Source organism: Bradyrhizobium sp. TM239 (genome assembly GCF_036247985.1).
In the GTDB taxonomy this organism is placed as follows: Bacteria; Pseudomonadota; Alphaproteobacteria; order Rhizobiales; family Xanthobacteraceae; genus Bradyrhizobium; species Bradyrhizobium ottawaense.
Map to the genome: position 1 here is coordinate 26,266 of NZ_BTIR01000027.1, position 14,588 is coordinate 40,853.

The window sequence follows — 14,588 nt, forward strand, 5'->3', positions numbered from 1 at the left end:
TTTGACCCCCGGCCCCCCTCGCGTTACCACACGCCGGAACCGAGCTTAGCGAGCAGCGATGTCCTTCAACACCTTCGGCCACATGTTCCGCGTGACCACCTTCGGCGAGAGCCATGGGGTGGCGATCGGCTGCGTGGTCGATGGCTGCCCGCCCATGATCCCGCTCACCGAGGCCGACATCCAGGGCGACCTCGACCGCCGCCGGCCGGGCCAGTCGCGCTTCACCACCCAGCGCCAGGAGCCGGACCAGGTCAAAATCCTCTCCGGCGTGATGGCGCATCCGGAGACCGGCGTGCAGGTGACGACGGGCACGCCGATCGGGCTCCTGATCGAGAACACCGACCAACGCTCCAAGGACTATTCCGAGATCAAGGACAAGTTTCGCCCGGGTCACGCCGACTTCACCTATGAAGCCAAATACGGCCTGCGCGATTATCGCGGCGGCGGCCGCTCCTCGGCGCGCGAGACCGCGACGCGCGTTGCCGCCGGCGCCATCGCGCGCAAAGTGCTGCCCGACGTCAAGGTGCGCGGCGCGCTGGTGCAGATCGGGCCGCACAAGATCGACCGCGCCAAATGGGACTGGGACGAGATCGCAAGAAATCCGTTCTTCTGCCCGGACAAGGACAAGGCCGCGTTCTTCGAGACCTATCTCGATGGCATCCGCAAGAGCGGCTCCTCGATCGGCGCGGTGATCGAGCTGGTCGCCGAAGGCGTGCCGGCCGGCCTTGGCGCGCCGATCTACGCCAAGCTCGATTCCGATCTGGCGGGCGCGATGATGACCATCAATGCGGTGAAGGGTGTCGAGATCGGCGCCGGCTTCGGCGCGGCGGAATTGACCGGCGAGGAGAACGCCGACGAGATGCGCACCGGCAATGACGGCACGCGCTTTTTGTCCAACCATGCCGGCGGCGTGCTGGGCGGCATCTCCACGGGGCAGCCGGTGGTGGTGCGTTTCGCGGTGAAGCCGACCTCGTCGATCCTGCAGCCGCGTCTCACCGTCGATCGCAAGGGGGCCGAGACCGAGATCTTCACCAAGGGCCGTCACGACCCCTGCGTCGGCATCCGCGCCGTCCCCGTCGGCGAAGCTATGATGGCCTGCGTGCTCGCCGACCACTTTTTGCGCGATCGCGGGCAGGTGGGGCGCTGATGTCGCGGTACTAGCCCACCGCGCAGCTTGACGATCCCACAACTTCGTCCGCAAATGCGGACATGGAAAGCTCCGAGCTCCAGCGCATCACCAACTGGCTGATCGACGGCGCGCGGTCGTCGGGCACCCCGGCCGAGATGATCTCGGACGTCTGCGAACATCTGGTCGAAGCAGGCCTGCCGCTGTGGCGGTTCGGCATTTTCATCCGCACGCTGCATCCGGAGATCTTCGGCCGCAACTTCATCTGGCGGCAGGGTGAGGAGGTCGAGATCGGCACCGTCGATTTCGAGATCCTCGACACGCCTGAATTCGCCGCGAGCCCGCTCCGCATCGTGTTCGAGCAGGGGATCGAGGTCAGGGGGCGCATTGGAGATCCCGACAACAAGAGGTTTCCGATCCTCGACGACCTGCGCGCCGAAGGGGCGACCGACTATGTCGCCGTGCCGATGCCGTTTCTCGACGGCTCGGTCCACGCGACGAGCTGGGTGACACGGCATCCCGGCGGCTTCACCGACGACCACATCGCGGCGATCCGCTCCATCGTGACGCCGCTGGCGCGCGTCAGCGAGATCATCAGCCTGCGCCGCACCGCCGAGATGCTGCTCGACACCTATGTCGGCAACCGCGCTGGCGCGCGCATCCTGGGCGGCCAGATCCGCCGCGGCCACAACGACACCATGCAGGCCGCGATCTGGCTCTCGGACCTTCGCGGCTTCACCGCGCTCTCAGACCGGCTGCCCGCCGAGACCGTGGTCGAGATCCTGAACCATTATTTCGACTGCCAAGTCGCCGCGATCCGCGGCCATGGCGGCGAGGTGCTGAAGTTCATGGGCGACGGCCTGCTCGCGGTGTTCCCGATCGACGAATATGTTGGCGATGCCGCCCATGTCTGCACGCGGGTGCTGGAAGCGGCGCGCGAGTCCCGCGCCAGCGTCGAGGCGCTGGCCTTTCCGGTCGGCGACGCCGTCGAGCGCTTCCGCTTCGGCGTCGCGTTGCATGTCGGCAACATCCTCTACGGCAATATCGGCGGTGGCAACCGGCTCGACTTCACCTGCATTGGTCCTGCCGTCAACCTTGCCGCAAGGCTCGAGAAGATCACGGGCCGCCTGGGGCGGACCGTCGTCGCCTCGGAAGGCTTTGCCAACGTCTGTCGCCACGACTGGCACGAGCTCGGCGAATTTCCGATCGCGGGATTTTCCAAGGCGCAGCGCGTGTATGGGCTCGGCGAGGAGACACCAGTTGTGATGGCCTAGTGGACGGCACCGTCGGCGGAATTAGTCAGCGCGCACATACGACTGCCTCAGCCCAAGCGTCAGGATCGTCAGAGTGATCCACAGCCGCAGCATGGCAAAGCTGAAGATGAATACGAAATAGATCAGGTTCTTGCTGAACTGGGTCGCCGACGAGGTCTGCCAGAAATTCCAGATCGCGCTGCGCACCGCTTCCTGTCCATAGGCGAGGGCGACGTTGACGCTGCCGAGAACGATGACGGCGGCGCCGAGCCACAGTCCGTGCCGCGCGAATTCGCCGATGGCGGCAAACAGGGCGACCTTGCCGTCGTCGCGCTCGGCACGGACGATCATGAGCAGCACGAGTGCGGCGATCCATGCGCTCCAGAATCGACCGGGATGGGTGAACTGGTCGAATGCCATGCCGTCGAGGCCTGCCATCAGATGATACGAAGCCTCATAGCCGATCGCGGCGGCGCTGAGCGCCGCCGCGATCATCACGAGCATGATCCGCCACAGGATCGAGAAGGAGAGCTTGAACTGCTCGCCCAATGTCAGCGTGCCGAGCGAGGATTGGCCGCCGGCCGCCTCGATCGATTGTCGTGCCGTCGCAAAGAACGCCAGCAGCACCGAAATGTCGGAAACGATGATGGCCGGCAGTGCCACGGCGCCGCCGCCGAACGCGATCACGCGCATTGCAGCCGCCAGGATCAGCCAGGGCAGGGCATGCAGGAGCTTGAACGGACCGAACGAGGTATCGGGGCGGGCGGGCTCGAGCGCGAGCTGTTTGCGCAGTGCGACTGTCATCGCGTTGTGGTGACACAGGAGATTGAACCTGCGGTAGCGCGGATCGCTAAAATTGACCCGAAGCGGGCAGATCGCGCCGCTACTCCTCCGGCTCCGTCGTGAACAGCAGCGGATAGCCCTTGGCGCGGCCGGCGTCGGTGGCGCGGGTGGCCTTGGTCTCGGCGACGTCCCTGGTGAACACGGCGACGACGCAGGCGCCGAGCTTGTGAGCGGTGATCATCACCTTGTAGGCCTGATCCTCGGTCATGCGGAATTCGGCCTTCAGGATCATGGTGACGAATTCGCGCGGCGTGTAGTCGTCGTTGATCAGGATGACCTTGTGCAGCTTCGGCCGCTCGACCTTGGTCTTCGTCCGCGTCTTCGGCTTGGTGACAGTGTTGTTCATTCCGCCTCCCGGACACGGCGGGCTCGGGTTCCCTGCCGCAGCGATCAGCCTGCGGCCTTCGCACCATATTGCAGGACCTGCACCTTCTCCAAGGTGATCAGACCGCTCGACATCATGCCGTCCAGGATGGGCAGGAATGCGTTGATGTTGTCCTCGCTGTCGACGATCTCAATCAGCAGCGGCAGGTCTTCCGAAAGCCGCAATATCTTCGACGTATGCAGCCGGCTCGATTTGCCGAAGCCCATGGGGCCGCGCAGCACGGTGGCGCCGGCGAGATGCCGCTCGCGCGCCGTCATCACGATCGCTTCATAGAGTGGCTTGCCGTCGAAATGGTCGCTCTCGCCGATGAAGATCCGGAGTGAAACTGCCTGATTGGGGATTTGCATGGTCAGCTCCTTGTCAAGCGGTTGTAGCGGCTCGCCATCATATGGCCGATCCATACCGACACCAGCCAGCAGATGACGGACGCCGCGATATAGGCGAGCGCGGTGTATTTCATGCCGCCGTGGAACAGGCGGAAGGTCTCCAGGCTGAAGGTCGAAAAAGTGGTGTAGCCGCCGCAAAACCCGGTCATGACGAATTGCCGGTGCTCGGGCCGTGCCAGCATGCGGCCGTCGGGGCCGGTCAGCGTCGCGTAGAAGCCGATGATCAGCGAGCCCGTGGCGTTGATGAACAGCGTCGCCAAGGGAAAGCCCGGTCCGGTGTCGAGCGCGAGCCCGACGAGATAGCGCGTCAGCCCGCCGACGATGCTGCCGGCGGCAACCCAGCCGTAAAGCATCGCAGTGCGCCAGCGCTCGGCGGAAGGGGAGTTCATCGGCCTCTAGCCTCCCAAGCCGTCCGCAAGGAGGAAACCGCAGCTGACGGCGGCAAGGCAGAGCCCGACCGAGAACACGACATTGCCGAGCGCATGCATCGGTTCGCCGCTCCGCACGAGCGTCAGCGTCTGCAGGCTGAACGAGGACACCGTGGTGTAGCAGCCGAGAAATCCCGTGACCGCGAACAGCCACGGATTGGGCGCGGCGAAGGCCGAGCCGGGATGGGTCGCCAGCGCGCCGAAAATGCCGATCAGGAAGGCACCGGTGACGTTGATGGTCATGGTGCCCCACGGAAACGTCTCGCCCAGCCGCCGCGCGATCACGCCGGAAACGAAATAGCGCGCGCAGCCGCCGAGCACGCTGCCGACCATGATCGCGATTGCTCCGCTCAGCACGACGAACGACCTCTCATCCTCATTTGTCTTCCGCTGCCAGACCGTTGCCGACGGCCAATAGTCCCACGAGCGAGACCAGCGCGAAGCCGAGCCCCGCAAAGAACGTTCCTGCCGGACCATAGGCGTCCCACAGCGCGCCGGCGATGACGCTCGCGGCGAGCAGGGCAAGGCCGGTGAACAGGTTGAAATAGCCGAACGCGGTGCCGCGCAGGCTCGGTGGCGCGGCGTCGGCGACGAGGGCCGAGAGCAGGCCTTGCGTCAGTCCCATATGCAGCCCCCACAGTACGACGCCGAGCGCGAGGCCGCCGAGGCTCGGCAGCAGCGCCAGCGCGAGATCGGCACACGCGAGGAAGACGAGCCCGACCGCGAGCAAGCCGGTCCGGTTGATCCGGTCCGAGAGCACGCCGGCCGGATAGGCCGACAGCGCGTAGACGACGTTCATCAGCACCAGCACCGCCGGCACCCACATCGCATTGAGCCCGATATTCTGTGCCCGCAGGATCAAAAAGGCCTCGCTGAAGCGCGCGAGGGTGAAGACGACGCCGACAGCCACGACGCGCCAATAGACCGCGCCGAGCTGCCGCATCGCGGCGAGATTGAGCGGATTCCCTGCAGGCTCCCGGCTCGGATCCGGCTCCGGCTCGCTCACCGCGAACGTGATCAGGCCGAAGGACAGGAATGCCGGCAGCACGGCGAACCAGAAGACGAGGGCGAAATTGTCCGCCGTCCACCACATCAGGCCGATCGCCACGAGCGGCCCGACGAAGGCGCCGATGGTATCGAGCGACTGCCGCAGGCCGAAGCTCGCGCCGCGCTGGCCGACGGGGACGATATCGGCGATCAGCGCATCGCGCGGCGCGCCGCGAATGCCCTTGCCGACGCGATCGATGAAGCGCGCGCCAATCAGCCATCCGACGCTGGGCGCAAGCGGGAACAGCGGCTTGGTGAAGGCGGCAAGGCCATAGCCAAGGGCGGCCAGCAGCTTGCGCCGCCCGAGCCAGTCCGACAGCGCGCCGGAAAAGATCTTGGTGATCGAAGCCGTCGCTTCCGCCATGCCCTCGATGAAGCCGACGGTCAGCGTCGAAGCGCCCAGCACCGTGACGAGATAGACCGGCAGCAGCGCGTGGATCATCTCGGAGGAGATGTCCATCAGCATCGAGACGAAGCCGAGCACCCAGATCCCCCTGGGCAGCGCGCTACGTGCAGTACTTGGTGTCGTCGTCGTCACGTCTTCGCCTTCTCCCGGCTTTCGTCGCCAGACAACAAAAAACCCGCCACCGGCGGGTTTGTCCATGCTCCCGCCGAAGGCAGAGGCTCAAAGATTGCCCCTCCTCAAGCAGAAGTCATCAGCCCACCACGGTCATCGACCGGCGGGCGGTTATCGGGGGACTCCATCCCCATCTGTGTGGCCAACCTAGCATGGAAATCGTGCCGGACAAGTAGGCGGGACGCTCTGTCCCGCGGCTCGTCGTTCCGGCTTCGCGCATCGTGAGCCCGATGATGCGGGCAATCTGGCGCGTTCCAGCGGCGCGAGCGCGGCAACACGGCGGCAGCTCTGCGCAAGGGCGTGCATAGTCCCAACCCGCAGCTTCCTAACTTGAATGTGAAGCGCAAGCGATCTTCGCCCTTTGCGGCTCGGCGATTGCATGTCACCATCGCGTCATACGACGGGAGACTGCGATGCGTTTGCTGTTCTCGATCGGGGCTGTGCTGGTTGCCGGCATGTTTGCCGGAGGCGACGTCGCGGGCATCGCGGCACCAGGACCAAAATTTGAGCCAAAGAACCAGCCGCAGCGGTTTGCGGCCGACAGGGACGCGCAGACGGTCGACGTCGAGCTGATCCTTGCGGTCGACGTATCCTACTCCATGGACATGGACGAGCTCGCGATCCAGCGCGAAGGCTATGCGCAGGCGATCCAGTCGAAGGAATTTCTTCAGGCGCTGAAGCTCGGACCGAACGGCCGGATTGCGGTGACCTATTTCGAGTGGGCCGCCTCGAGCGACCAGAAGATCATCATTCCCTGGCGGCTGATCGACGGCCCGGAGACGGCGGATGCAGTCGCCGCCGAGATCATGAAGACGCCGATCCGGCGCGCCTCGCGCACCTCGATCTCCGGTGCGATAACTTTCGCGATGCCGCTGTTCGACGAGGATCCCTATCGGGGCCTGCGCCGGGTGATCGACATTTCCGGCGACGGCCCCAACAACAATGGCGGCCCGGTCACGGTGGCACGCGACGCCGCGCTGGAGAAGGGCGTCGTCATCAACGGCCTGCCGATCATGGTCAAGGAGCCGTCCTATTCGACCATGGATATCGACAATCTCGATTTCTACTACGAGGACTGCGTCATCGGCGGTCCGGGCTCCTTCGTCATCACGATCAAGGACCGCGACAAGTTCAAAGAGGCGATCCGCACCAAGCTGCTGATGGAGGTCGCCGGCCGCACGCCGGAGCGCCCCGTGATGCGCGTCGCCGACAAGGAGCCGCGCGTCAACTGCCTGATCGGCGAAAAGATCTGGTCGGACCGCTGGGGGCGCTGAAGCCCCCGGCTGAGACCTTTTGCCCATCCAGCCGGCAGTTGAGTTTAACGGCTCGTTAACCGGCGCGTGTCCCTAATCGCATGGTTTCTGTCCGTTTCCAGCCGGCATCCTGACATTGCTGGGGCTAACGAAAGCGGGTTTGTCAGACCTGTCTCCGAGCAGTCCAATGGCCACCGTCACATCGAGCACCAACCAGATTTCGCCCGCCAACGAGCGGCTGTATCACCAGAGTGCTCTGGTCGGCGACTGGAAGGGCAATTGGGTGGGCAACAACCAGCCCGTCGGCTTCAAGGTCGTGAACATCCGCGGCGCCCGGGCGCAGGTCGAGTACACCCATAACGGGCACACCGAGCGCGGCTTTGCCGAGGTTCAGGGCACACTTATCACTTTTGGCGGGGTCACGGTCGGCACCAAGGACGGCAAGAACATGGTGATGCTGTTCTCCTTCGGGGGCGCCGGCAAGCAGACCGCGAATCTCGAGAAGCAGGCCCCGCCGGCTTCCGACAGTCGCCTCATGGGAAGCTGGGGCGGCTATTCCAGCGCCAACGGCAAGAGCGCGAGCTTCAAGGTGCTCGCGGTCAATGGCAAGGAAGCGCAGGTCAGCGTCACCACCGACGGCGTCACGCGCCAGGGCACCGGCTACGTCTACAAGAACGTCATCATGTTCGGGCAGACGCAGATCGCGACCGATGACGGGCAGAACGGCAAGGTCATCTACCAGGTCGGCACGAAATCCTTCATGGTGCCGGTGACGAAATATCCGCCGGCCGACACGTCGTCCTCCGTCGACAGGACCGCCTGAGCGCGCGGCGCCCAGATACGCGCGGGGCCTGCCGTCCTCACCATTTCGGCGCCCGCTTCTCCACGAACGCCCTCAAGCCCTCCTGCGCCTCATCCGACGTCGCGACGTTGCAGAAATCGTCCACGGCGCTTGCAATGCTGCGGCGATAGTCGAGATCGATCTGGCGCATGAAGGCCGCGCGGCCCATGCGCAGCACCGCGGCTGATTTGCCGGTGAACTGCGCAGCGAGCTTCGCGACCTCGGCCTCGAGCTCCACATCCGCGATGACGCGATTCACCACGCCGAGCTCGCGTGCTTCCATGGCGCTGAAGACCCGGCCGGTGAACAGCAGCTCGAAGGCACGGTGGCGTCCGACGATTCGCGGCAGATGCGCGTAGTGGATCGCGGGAATGACGCCGACGTCGATCTCGGGATAGCCGAACGTCGCGCTCTCGGATGCCAGCACCACGTCGCAGGACACCGCCATGGTCATGCCACCACCGCGTGCCGCGCCGCCGACTGCGGCGATCGAAGGTTTTCCGAGCCCGTACTGGGCATCGTAAAGGTCGATATAGAGCGCCTGGAGGAATTCCCGGATCTCGGCGCCGGACCTGCCAAGCAGGATGTCGAGGTCGAGGCCTGCCGAAAAACGTTTTGCAATTGCGCTCGCCAGCACGACCACGCGCGCGCCGTCGTCGTCCGCAGCGCGGCGGAAGGCGGCGACAACCGCGCGGATCATCTCGAGGCTCAGCGCATTGACGGGCGGGCGGCGCAGCGTGATGCGGGCGATGTCGTCGAGACGTTCGTATACGACCGGATCGTCAGATGTCACCGAGCTCTCCATGCTGTCATCGGACAGCACCTTCAACTGCCGCTCGACCTTGCGCAAGACTTCGCACGCGACCGCAAGGGCGCCACCGCCGATCAGCCGCCGGACATCGTCAGTCCGTTCCGCCAGATGCGGGATCGTCAGCGGCAAGAGCGCGGCTTCGTGACCAGCTTACGTTGCGGCGCGGCCCGTGCAAGACCTCGGGCGCGCATGCTAGGCTGCGTGCGGGAGATTGCTCGCGACTTGGAGAGCACAGATGACCGACGAACATCCCATGATGGCCGGCTCCGCCACCGTTTTCGTCGTCTCCGACATCGCCGCGAGCCTCGCCTATTGCCGCGACGTGCTCGGGTTCGAGGTCACCTTCGAATATGGTGCGCCCTTGTCCCATGCCTGCCTCTGCCGCGACGTGGTCGCTCTGCATCTGCTGGCAGCGGCCAGGACGAAACGATTGCCCGGGCAGGGCGGCCTCTGCATTTTCGTACGCGACGTCGACCAGCTCTATGCCGAATTGTCGGGCCGTGGCGCCAGGCCCATCAACCAGCCGGAGGATCGCGATTACGGCATGCGCGATTTCGACATCGTTGATGCCGACGGCAATCAGCTCACCTTCGGCATGGGTATCCCGGAACCCGGGTGAGGCGATGCCGGCGCAGCCTCGCTGGCATTCCTCAGCGCCGGAGGGTATAATTTGCGAGGTTTTCGAAGGTTACCTGAATGTCCCGCCTTGCAGCTTCATGCGGTCTTGCAGCTATCTTCGCCGTGCTCTGCCTCGGCGGAACGTCCGTTGATGCGCAAGTTGCACCGCTGAGATATGTCATACCGGGCGGACCGTTTGGCTTTGGCGGCAGCGATGGCCAGGGCTCCGATCCTTACGGCAATTTTTCGAGCTTCAATGCCGGTGACGCAGGCGGGCGCACTAATTTTGCGAACGGCTTCTTCGTCGGCAGCCAGCGCGGCAACCTCAATTGGAGCGGGCTCAGTCAGACCGGGCTCGCCGGCAATTTCAGCGCGCTCTCCTATGACAGCACGCAGTTCGGCTACACCACCAAGACAGCTGGCGGCTTGCCCGTGACGTTCTTTGCCGGTTTCGACACGTTGAAATATGGCAATGGCATCGGCAGCTCGGTGGCGCCGCTGACGTCGGGCGCGGCTCCCGGCACCAGCGCGTTTGCGGGCGTCGAGTTCAAACCGACCTCCAACCTCAGTCTGTCGTTCGGCGCCGGTTTCATCCAGCAGGACTCGGGTCGCATGGACAGCGATATCAGATCGAACATGCTGCCCGGCGAGTCGCCGGCCCTGGGCGGCCTTCGGCGTTAGGTTCGCATCACCAGCTCCGGCGGACGCCGTAGCGATTTCGGCAGGTCCGGGCCGTACCCGAAACGCATCACGATATCGGGACGCCGTGCGCCCAGTCCGATTGAGGCCGCGAATTGCGGCCTCAGCGCCGCCACCTCGACCGGCTGGTTGACGAAGGAATATTTGAGCCCGAGCGCGGTCGCCTGCAAACCGAAGCGCTGGCAGGCGCGGCCGACCGCAATCCAGTGCGATTTATCGCTGCGCTCGGCCGCGAGCACGACGATGCCCGCAGAGCTGGCGAGCTGTTCGCGGTACTTCTTGTTTTCCCCGCTCTCCGTGAAGAAGAGTTTCAGAAGCGGCCGGGCCAGCCATGACGGCAAAGAGGGATTCCCCGAGGCGGGTGAGAACAATCCGTCCATGGTCGCGAGCGCCTCTGTCTCGTTGAAGCGAATCCAGCTCACGAGCTCGCGCATGAAGGCCTTGTCGCGCATTTGCGCGGAGTTGCCTTCGAGCACATAGTCGGTGACCCCGGCGATCGCGGTGCGCTCGGTCATCAGGATGGCCGCGACATCAGGTTCGCGGCAGGCGCTTTCGAGCTGGCGCAAGGTCTCGGTTGCGGCCGGCCTGCCGTCGAACGCCGCGCGGGTGCATTGCCTGACCGGAATCGCGGCCGCCAACGCTGATGCGGCGGGCGGGGCCTGCTCGAGCGCGATCACGATCCTGTCGCCGTCGATGACCGGATCGGCGCGCCAGCCCAGCTTGGTTGCGGCGAGGATGAGGTTTTCTGCGGCGCAGCCGAGACTGACGAAGAGGTGATGATCGTCCGGGTCGACGGCCGGACAGCGGCGCGTGAAGTCCGGTGCAATCGCGATCTCGTTGCCGCGAGCGGAGAAGATCCACGGCTGGGTGTTGTGGCTGTTGGCGGCGAGGGTGGCAAAGCGCACGAGTTCGCGATCCCTCGGCACGGCCTGCAGCGGAGCCCGAGACGTCGTCACTGCCTCCTCATAGGTCATCGTTGCTGCTGCGGCGGGGAAGCCGCCGATCGCGGCCGCTGACAACCCGAGCGCGGTTGCGATGAACTGTCGCCGGTCAACCACAAACGTCCGCTCCATGCCCTTGCACAGCAAGCCTCTAGCACCAACGGGCGCCAGAACGATTGAGCGGAATCAAGATCGGACGGCGGGTCCAGGCAATCCTGGCTTGAGCATCATGACAAGCCCGCCACCAGCGGCCGTTGCAGGTGCTTGGCCATCAGCTCCGCCGCTTCGGCGTAACGCCCGGTTTCCAGAACGTCGAGCAGGCGCAAATGCTCGCGCACGTGCCGCCGCATGCCGTCGCGGTCGGCGAAGCTGCGATAGGCGAACAGGCGTCTGATCGAGTTCACGCGCCTGAGGGCTTCGAGGAAGAAGGGGTTGCCGGCGCCGCGGATGATCTCCTCATGGAATTCGCAGCCGGAGTGAAAGACCTCGCCGATCGTCATCTTCTCGAGCTCGCCTTCGAACACGCGCTGCTGGCGCTCGCGCAGCCGTACGATCACCTCTTGCGGCAGGGCAAAACCCGGCTGCGCGATCGCCGCCGGCTCGATCACGGCACGAAACGCCTTGGCTTGCGCTTGGGCTTCGGGACTCGAGACCGTCTCCGCAAAGCGCCAGCCATAGCCCGGCAGGCGTGCGATCCAGCCCTCGGCAGCGATCCGGTCGAGCAGCCGCTGCAGCTCGGCCCGGCTGAGGCCATAGCGACGCATCAGCTCCGCCTCGGTGACGTCGGCCGTCAACCGGCTTGCAAGCACGTCGCCTGCGATGGTCGCATAGACCTGCTCGCTGCGGCTGACTGCCGCGAGGGCCGGTTGGGCTGCGCTGCTGGTGGGATTCTTGGCCAGCACAAAGCCGCGATGTGGCTCGCCGCGCGCCAAACCCGCAGCTTCCAGAGCCTTGAGGCCGAGCCGGATCGGCGCGCGTGAAAGGTCCAGCGCATCGGCAAGCCTCTGTTCGATCAAGCGGTCGCCGGCCTTCATGCCGTCGCGCCGGGCGAGCGCCATGATCAGTCCGGCGAGGTGCTCGGCGCGTTCGGAACCATTCTTGTCGCTGCGTTGTCGGGAACTGTCGGATGCGCTCATTGCAGTGCACGCAAGTTTTAGGGCTTGACAGACTGTCCCATGGATTGTTCTTTTACGCAACAATATACAATCGACCCAGGGAGAGAGCCCGATGGCGCGCGCGCCCGACGTCCACATTTGCGAGGTTGCCCCCCGCGATGGTCTCCAGAACCTGGACATCTTCGTCCCGACCGAAGCCAAATGCGTGCTGATCGACACGATCGCCGCTGCCGGCGTGCGCGAGATCGATGCCGGATCGTTCGTGCCGCCAAAGATCGTGCCGCAATTCGCCGATGTCGACACGGTGATGGCGCACGCGCTCACGCACAAATCCGCGGCCATCGGCGCGCTGGTGCCGAACCCGAAGGGCGCCGAGCGCGCCATCGCCGCAGGGGTCAACGCCGTCTATTTCGTCATCTCGGCCAGCGAGACGCACAACCAGGCCAATGTGCGTCGCTCCATCGAAGAGCAGATCGAGGGATTTCGCGCGGTCCGCGCCGCGATCGACGCCCGTCCGGCGGACCAGCGTCCGCAGCTGATGGGCGCGATCTCCACCTCCTTCGGCTGCTCGCTCGAAGGTGAGGTCAGCGAAGCAGCCGTGTGCCGTGTGGCGCGCGCCTTTGCCGAAGCCCGTGCCGACGAGATCGGGCTTGCCGACACCGTTGGTTACGCCACCCCAAAGCTGATCGGCCAGATCGTCATGGCCGTGCGGCGCGAGGTCGGGCCGCAAATGACGTTGCGGCTGCATCTGCACGATACGCTCGGCGCCGGCCTTGCCAATGCCGTCGCCGGTCTTGAAGCCGGCATCCGCCGTTTCGACGCCGCCGTGTCAGGCCTCGGTGGCTGTCCCTTTGCTCCCGGCGCGCGCGGCAATATCGTCACCGAGGACCTCGTGTTCATGCTGGAGCGCATGGGCCTCTCCACCGGCATCGACCTCGACCGTCTGATGCAGACGCGCGAGATCCTCGCCCGCCATATCCCCGCACAGCATCTGACGGGGCACCTGCACGAGGCCGGCATCCCCAAGGTGCTGCGGAGGGCGGCATGACGGCGGCGGCGCGCGAGACCACATCGGAGCTTCGCCCGCTCGCCGGCATTCGTGTCATCGAGTTCAGTCAGATGGTGATGGGGCCGAGCTGCGGCTTGATCCTCGCCGATCTCGGTGCCGACGTGATCAAGGTCGAGCCGCCTAAAGGCGACCGCACTCGCTATTTCAAGGGCCCCGCTGCCGGCTTCTTCGCCACCTACAGCCGCAACAAGCGCAGCATCGCGCTCGATACGTCGACCGCGGAAGGCCAGAAGGTCGCGCGGAGACTGATCGAGAGCAGCGACGTCATGATCGAGAATTTCAGGCCGGGCTTGTTGAAGCGGATCGGCCTCGACTACGAGAGCGTTGCGGCTTTTGCGCCACGCCTGATCTATTGCTCGCTCAAGGGCTATCTTCCTGGGCCTTACGAGAACCGCCTTGCGCTCGACGAGGTGGTGCAGATGATGGGGGGCCTTGCCTACATGACCGGCCTGCCTGACCGCCCGATGCGTGCCGGGGCCTCGGTCAACGATGTCATGGGCGGCATGTTCGGCGTGATCGCGATCCAGGCTGCGCTGGCCGAGCGGCAGCGGACCGGCCGGGGGCGCTACATCCAGAGTGCGCTGTACGAGAACAACGTGTTCCTGATGGCGCAGGCCATGATGTGCGAGGTGGTCAGCGGCCAGCCGTCGATCCCGTATTCGATCAAGGATAGCCCATGGCCGGTCTACGATCTCTTCGACACCAGGGACGGCTCGAAGCTGTTCGTCACCATCGTCGGTGAAGAGCAATGGGAGGCGTTCTGCCGCGCCTTCGATCGTGAAGCCTGGCTCGTTGATCCGCGCTTTGCGACGAGCAACGACCGCGTCGATCATCGCGGCTGGCTGATCCCCGAGATCGCGAAGATCTTCAAGCAGTGGGACAAGGCCGATCTTGCCGCGCGCCTCGAGCAGCTCGATCTTCCCTATGCGCCGGTCAACAAGCCCGGCGATCTCTTCGATGATCCGCATCTTAACCAGTCCGGCGGCCTGACCGCCATTCGGCTGCCCGACGGTAACGAGGCCAAGACGCCGTTGTTGCCGATTTCCATGGACGGAAGGCGTCTGCCCAACCGCTACAATCCACCCGAGATCGGGGAGCACAGCGGCGAGATCCTGCGCGAGATCGGCATGTCTTCGGACGAGATCGACACGCTGCGACGAGCAGGGACGATCAAGGTCGCGCCGACCTGACCGGTC

General features: G+C 65.1%; 17 protein-coding genes and 1 riboswitch. Of the genes, 8 read left to right on the top strand and 9 right to left on the bottom strand.

Going from position 1 to position 14,588, the window contains the following annotated elements; translation table 11 throughout:
- Positions 1-58 precede the first annotated feature (58 nt).
- Positions 59-1,147 (top strand): chorismate synthase, encoded by a 1,089-nt coding sequence (aroC, locus tag AABA84_RS32915; protein ID WP_338314199.1) that lies wholly within the window; start codon positions 59-61, stop codon positions 1,145-1,147.
- Positions 1,148-1,209: 62 nt separating this feature from the next.
- A complete protein-coding gene (locus AABA84_RS32920) occupies positions 1,210-2,400 on the top strand; it encodes an adenylate/guanylate cyclase domain-containing protein (protein WP_338314200.1) in 1,191 nt (396 codons plus the stop codon).
- Positions 2,401-2,421: 21 nt separating this feature from the next.
- On the opposite strand, the gene AABA84_RS32925 is transcribed toward AABA84_RS32920, so the two are convergent.
- The 6 genes from AABA84_RS32925 to AABA84_RS32950 all read right to left on the bottom strand — a co-directional run bounded on the left by AABA84_RS32925 (position 2,422) and on the right by AABA84_RS32950 (position 6,006).
- Positions 2,422-3,183, bottom strand: coding sequence for a hypothetical protein (locus tag AABA84_RS32925; RefSeq protein ID WP_338314201.1), 762 nt, complete (start codon positions 3,181-3,183; stop codon positions 2,422-2,424).
- 79 nt (positions 3,184-3,262) lie between these two features.
- Positions 3,263-3,568 (bottom strand): ATP-dependent Clp protease adapter ClpS, encoded by a 306-nt coding sequence (clpS, locus tag AABA84_RS32930; protein ID WP_018322577.1) that lies wholly within the window; start codon positions 3,566-3,568, stop codon positions 3,263-3,265.
- A gap of 44 nt (positions 3,569-3,612) precedes the next feature.
- A complete protein-coding gene (locus tag AABA84_RS32935) occupies positions 3,613-3,954 on the bottom strand; it encodes a DUF190 domain-containing protein (protein ID WP_028144192.1) in 342 nt (113 codons plus the stop codon).
- A gap of 2 nt (positions 3,955-3,956) precedes the next feature.
- Positions 3,957-4,382: a fluoride efflux transporter CrcB gene (crcB, locus tag AABA84_RS32940; protein ID WP_338308446.1), complete on the bottom strand. Its 426-nt coding sequence runs from the start codon at positions 4,380-4,382 to the stop codon at positions 3,957-3,959.
- A 6-nt stretch (positions 4,383-4,388) separates the two neighbouring features.
- Positions 4,389-4,778, bottom strand: a complete 390-nt coding sequence (crcB, locus tag AABA84_RS32945; protein WP_028144194.1) for a fluoride efflux transporter CrcB — start codon at positions 4,776-4,778, stop codon at positions 4,389-4,391.
- Between the two features lie 19 nt (positions 4,779-4,797).
- Positions 4,798-6,006, bottom strand: coding sequence for an MFS transporter (locus AABA84_RS32950; RefSeq protein WP_338314202.1), 1,209 nt, complete (start codon positions 6,004-6,006; stop codon positions 4,798-4,800).
- A 102-nt stretch (positions 6,007-6,108) separates the two neighbouring features.
- Positions 6,109-6,186, bottom strand: a riboswitch (Fluoride riboswitch).
- A gap of 272 nt (positions 6,187-6,458) precedes the next feature.
- Between AABA84_RS32950 and AABA84_RS32955 the strand changes: the two genes are divergently transcribed.
- Together AABA84_RS32955 and AABA84_RS32960 are read left to right on the top strand one after the other, a co-directional pair.
- Positions 6,459-7,319: a DUF1194 domain-containing protein gene (locus AABA84_RS32955; RefSeq protein WP_338308444.1), complete on the top strand. Its 861-nt coding sequence runs from the start codon at positions 6,459-6,461 to the stop codon at positions 7,317-7,319.
- Positions 7,320-7,485: 166 nt separating this feature from the next.
- On the top strand, positions 7,486-8,121 hold the full coding sequence (locus AABA84_RS32960; RefSeq protein WP_028144198.1) for a hypothetical protein: 636 nt from the start codon (positions 7,486-7,488) through the stop codon (positions 8,119-8,121).
- A gap of 37 nt (positions 8,122-8,158) precedes the next feature.
- Here the strand turns inward: AABA84_RS32960 and AABA84_RS32965 are convergent, their stop codons facing one another.
- Complete coding sequence (locus tag AABA84_RS32965; RefSeq protein ID WP_338314203.1) at positions 8,159-9,079, bottom strand: enoyl-CoA hydratase/isomerase family protein; 921 nt, start codon at positions 9,077-9,079, stop codon at positions 8,159-8,161.
- A gap of 106 nt (positions 9,080-9,185) precedes the next feature.
- On the opposite strand from AABA84_RS32965, the gene AABA84_RS32970 reads away from it, so the two are divergent.
- Both AABA84_RS32970 and AABA84_RS32975 read left to right on the top strand, forming a co-directional pair.
- Entirely contained in the window at positions 9,186-9,569 is a 384-nt protein-coding gene (locus AABA84_RS32970) for a VOC family protein (RefSeq protein ID WP_338314204.1), read from the top strand.
- 77 nt (positions 9,570-9,646) lie between these two features.
- Positions 9,647-10,249: a hypothetical protein gene (locus AABA84_RS32975; protein WP_212247711.1), complete on the top strand. Its 603-nt coding sequence runs from the start codon at positions 9,647-9,649 to the stop codon at positions 10,247-10,249.
- On the opposite strand, the gene AABA84_RS32980 is transcribed toward AABA84_RS32975, so the two are convergent.
- Positions 10,246-11,340 carry an Acg family FMN-binding oxidoreductase gene (locus tag AABA84_RS32980; protein WP_212247714.1) on the bottom strand — a complete coding sequence of 365 codons (1,095 nt, stop codon included), beginning with the start codon at positions 11,338-11,340 and terminating at the stop codon, positions 10,246-10,248. The two genes, AABA84_RS32975 and AABA84_RS32980, sit on opposite strands and share 4 nt — an antisense overlap.
- Positions 11,341-11,435: 95 nt before the next feature.
- On the bottom strand, positions 11,436-12,344 hold the full coding sequence (locus AABA84_RS32985; RefSeq protein ID WP_246550167.1) for a GntR family transcriptional regulator: 909 nt from the start codon (positions 12,342-12,344) through the stop codon (positions 11,436-11,438).
- 91 nt (positions 12,345-12,435) lie between these two features.
- Here AABA84_RS32985 and AABA84_RS32990 point away from each other — a divergent pair, with 91 nt between their 5' ends.
- Both AABA84_RS32990 and AABA84_RS32995 read left to right on the top strand, forming a co-directional pair.
- Positions 12,436-13,371, top strand: coding sequence for a hydroxymethylglutaryl-CoA lyase (locus AABA84_RS32990; protein ID WP_212247715.1), 936 nt, complete (start codon positions 12,436-12,438; stop codon positions 13,369-13,371).
- Positions 13,368-14,582, top strand: coding sequence for a CaiB/BaiF CoA transferase family protein (locus AABA84_RS32995; RefSeq protein WP_338314205.1), 1,215 nt, complete (start codon positions 13,368-13,370; stop codon positions 14,580-14,582). The genes AABA84_RS32990 and AABA84_RS32995 overlap by 4 nt, the downstream gene beginning before the upstream one ends.
- The last annotated feature ends 6 nt before the right edge of the window (positions 14,583-14,588 follow it).

Excerpts from the sequence above, each read along its gene's own strand:
- clpS (WP_018322577.1), bottom strand. The coding sequence starts at position 3,568 with ATGAACAACACTGTCACCAAGCCGAAGACGCGGACGAAGACCAAGGTC.
- AABA84_RS32990 (WP_212247715.1), top strand. The coding sequence starts at position 12,436 with ATGGCGCGCGCGCCCGACGTCCACATTTGCGAGGTTGCCCCCCGCGAT.
- AABA84_RS32980 (WP_212247714.1), bottom strand. The coding sequence starts at position 11,340 with ATGGAGCGGACGTTTGTGGTTGACCGGCGACAGTTCATCGCAACCGCG.
- AABA84_RS32985 (WP_246550167.1), bottom strand. The coding sequence starts at position 12,344 with ATGAGCGCATCCGACAGTTCCCGACAACGCAGCGACAAGAATGGTTCC.
- AABA84_RS32925 (WP_338314201.1), bottom strand. The coding sequence starts at position 3,183 with ATGACAGTCGCACTGCGCAAACAGCTCGCGCTCGAGCCCGCCCGCCCC.
- AABA84_RS32995 (WP_338314205.1), top strand. The coding sequence starts at position 13,368 with ATGACGGCGGCGGCGCGCGAGACCACATCGGAGCTTCGCCCGCTCGCC.
- AABA84_RS32935 (WP_028144192.1), bottom strand. The coding sequence starts at position 3,954 with ATGCAAATCCCCAATCAGGCAGTTTCACTCCGGATCTTCATCGGCGAG.
- AABA84_RS32975 (WP_212247711.1), top strand. The coding sequence starts at position 9,647 with ATGTCCCGCCTTGCAGCTTCATGCGGTCTTGCAGCTATCTTCGCCGTG.
- crcB (WP_338308446.1), bottom strand. The coding sequence starts at position 4,382 with ATGAACTCCCCTTCCGCCGAGCGCTGGCGCACTGCGATGCTTTACGGC.
- AABA84_RS32955 (WP_338308444.1), top strand. The coding sequence starts at position 6,459 with ATGCGTTTGCTGTTCTCGATCGGGGCTGTGCTGGTTGCCGGCATGTTT.
- AABA84_RS32960 (WP_028144198.1), top strand. The coding sequence starts at position 7,486 with ATGGCCACCGTCACATCGAGCACCAACCAGATTTCGCCCGCCAACGAG.
- AABA84_RS32920 (WP_338314200.1), top strand. The coding sequence starts at position 1,210 with ATGGAAAGCTCCGAGCTCCAGCGCATCACCAACTGGCTGATCGACGGC.
- aroC (WP_338314199.1), top strand. The coding sequence starts at position 59 with ATGTCCTTCAACACCTTCGGCCACATGTTCCGCGTGACCACCTTCGGC.
- AABA84_RS32970 (WP_338314204.1), top strand. The coding sequence starts at position 9,186 with ATGACCGACGAACATCCCATGATGGCCGGCTCCGCCACCGTTTTCGTC.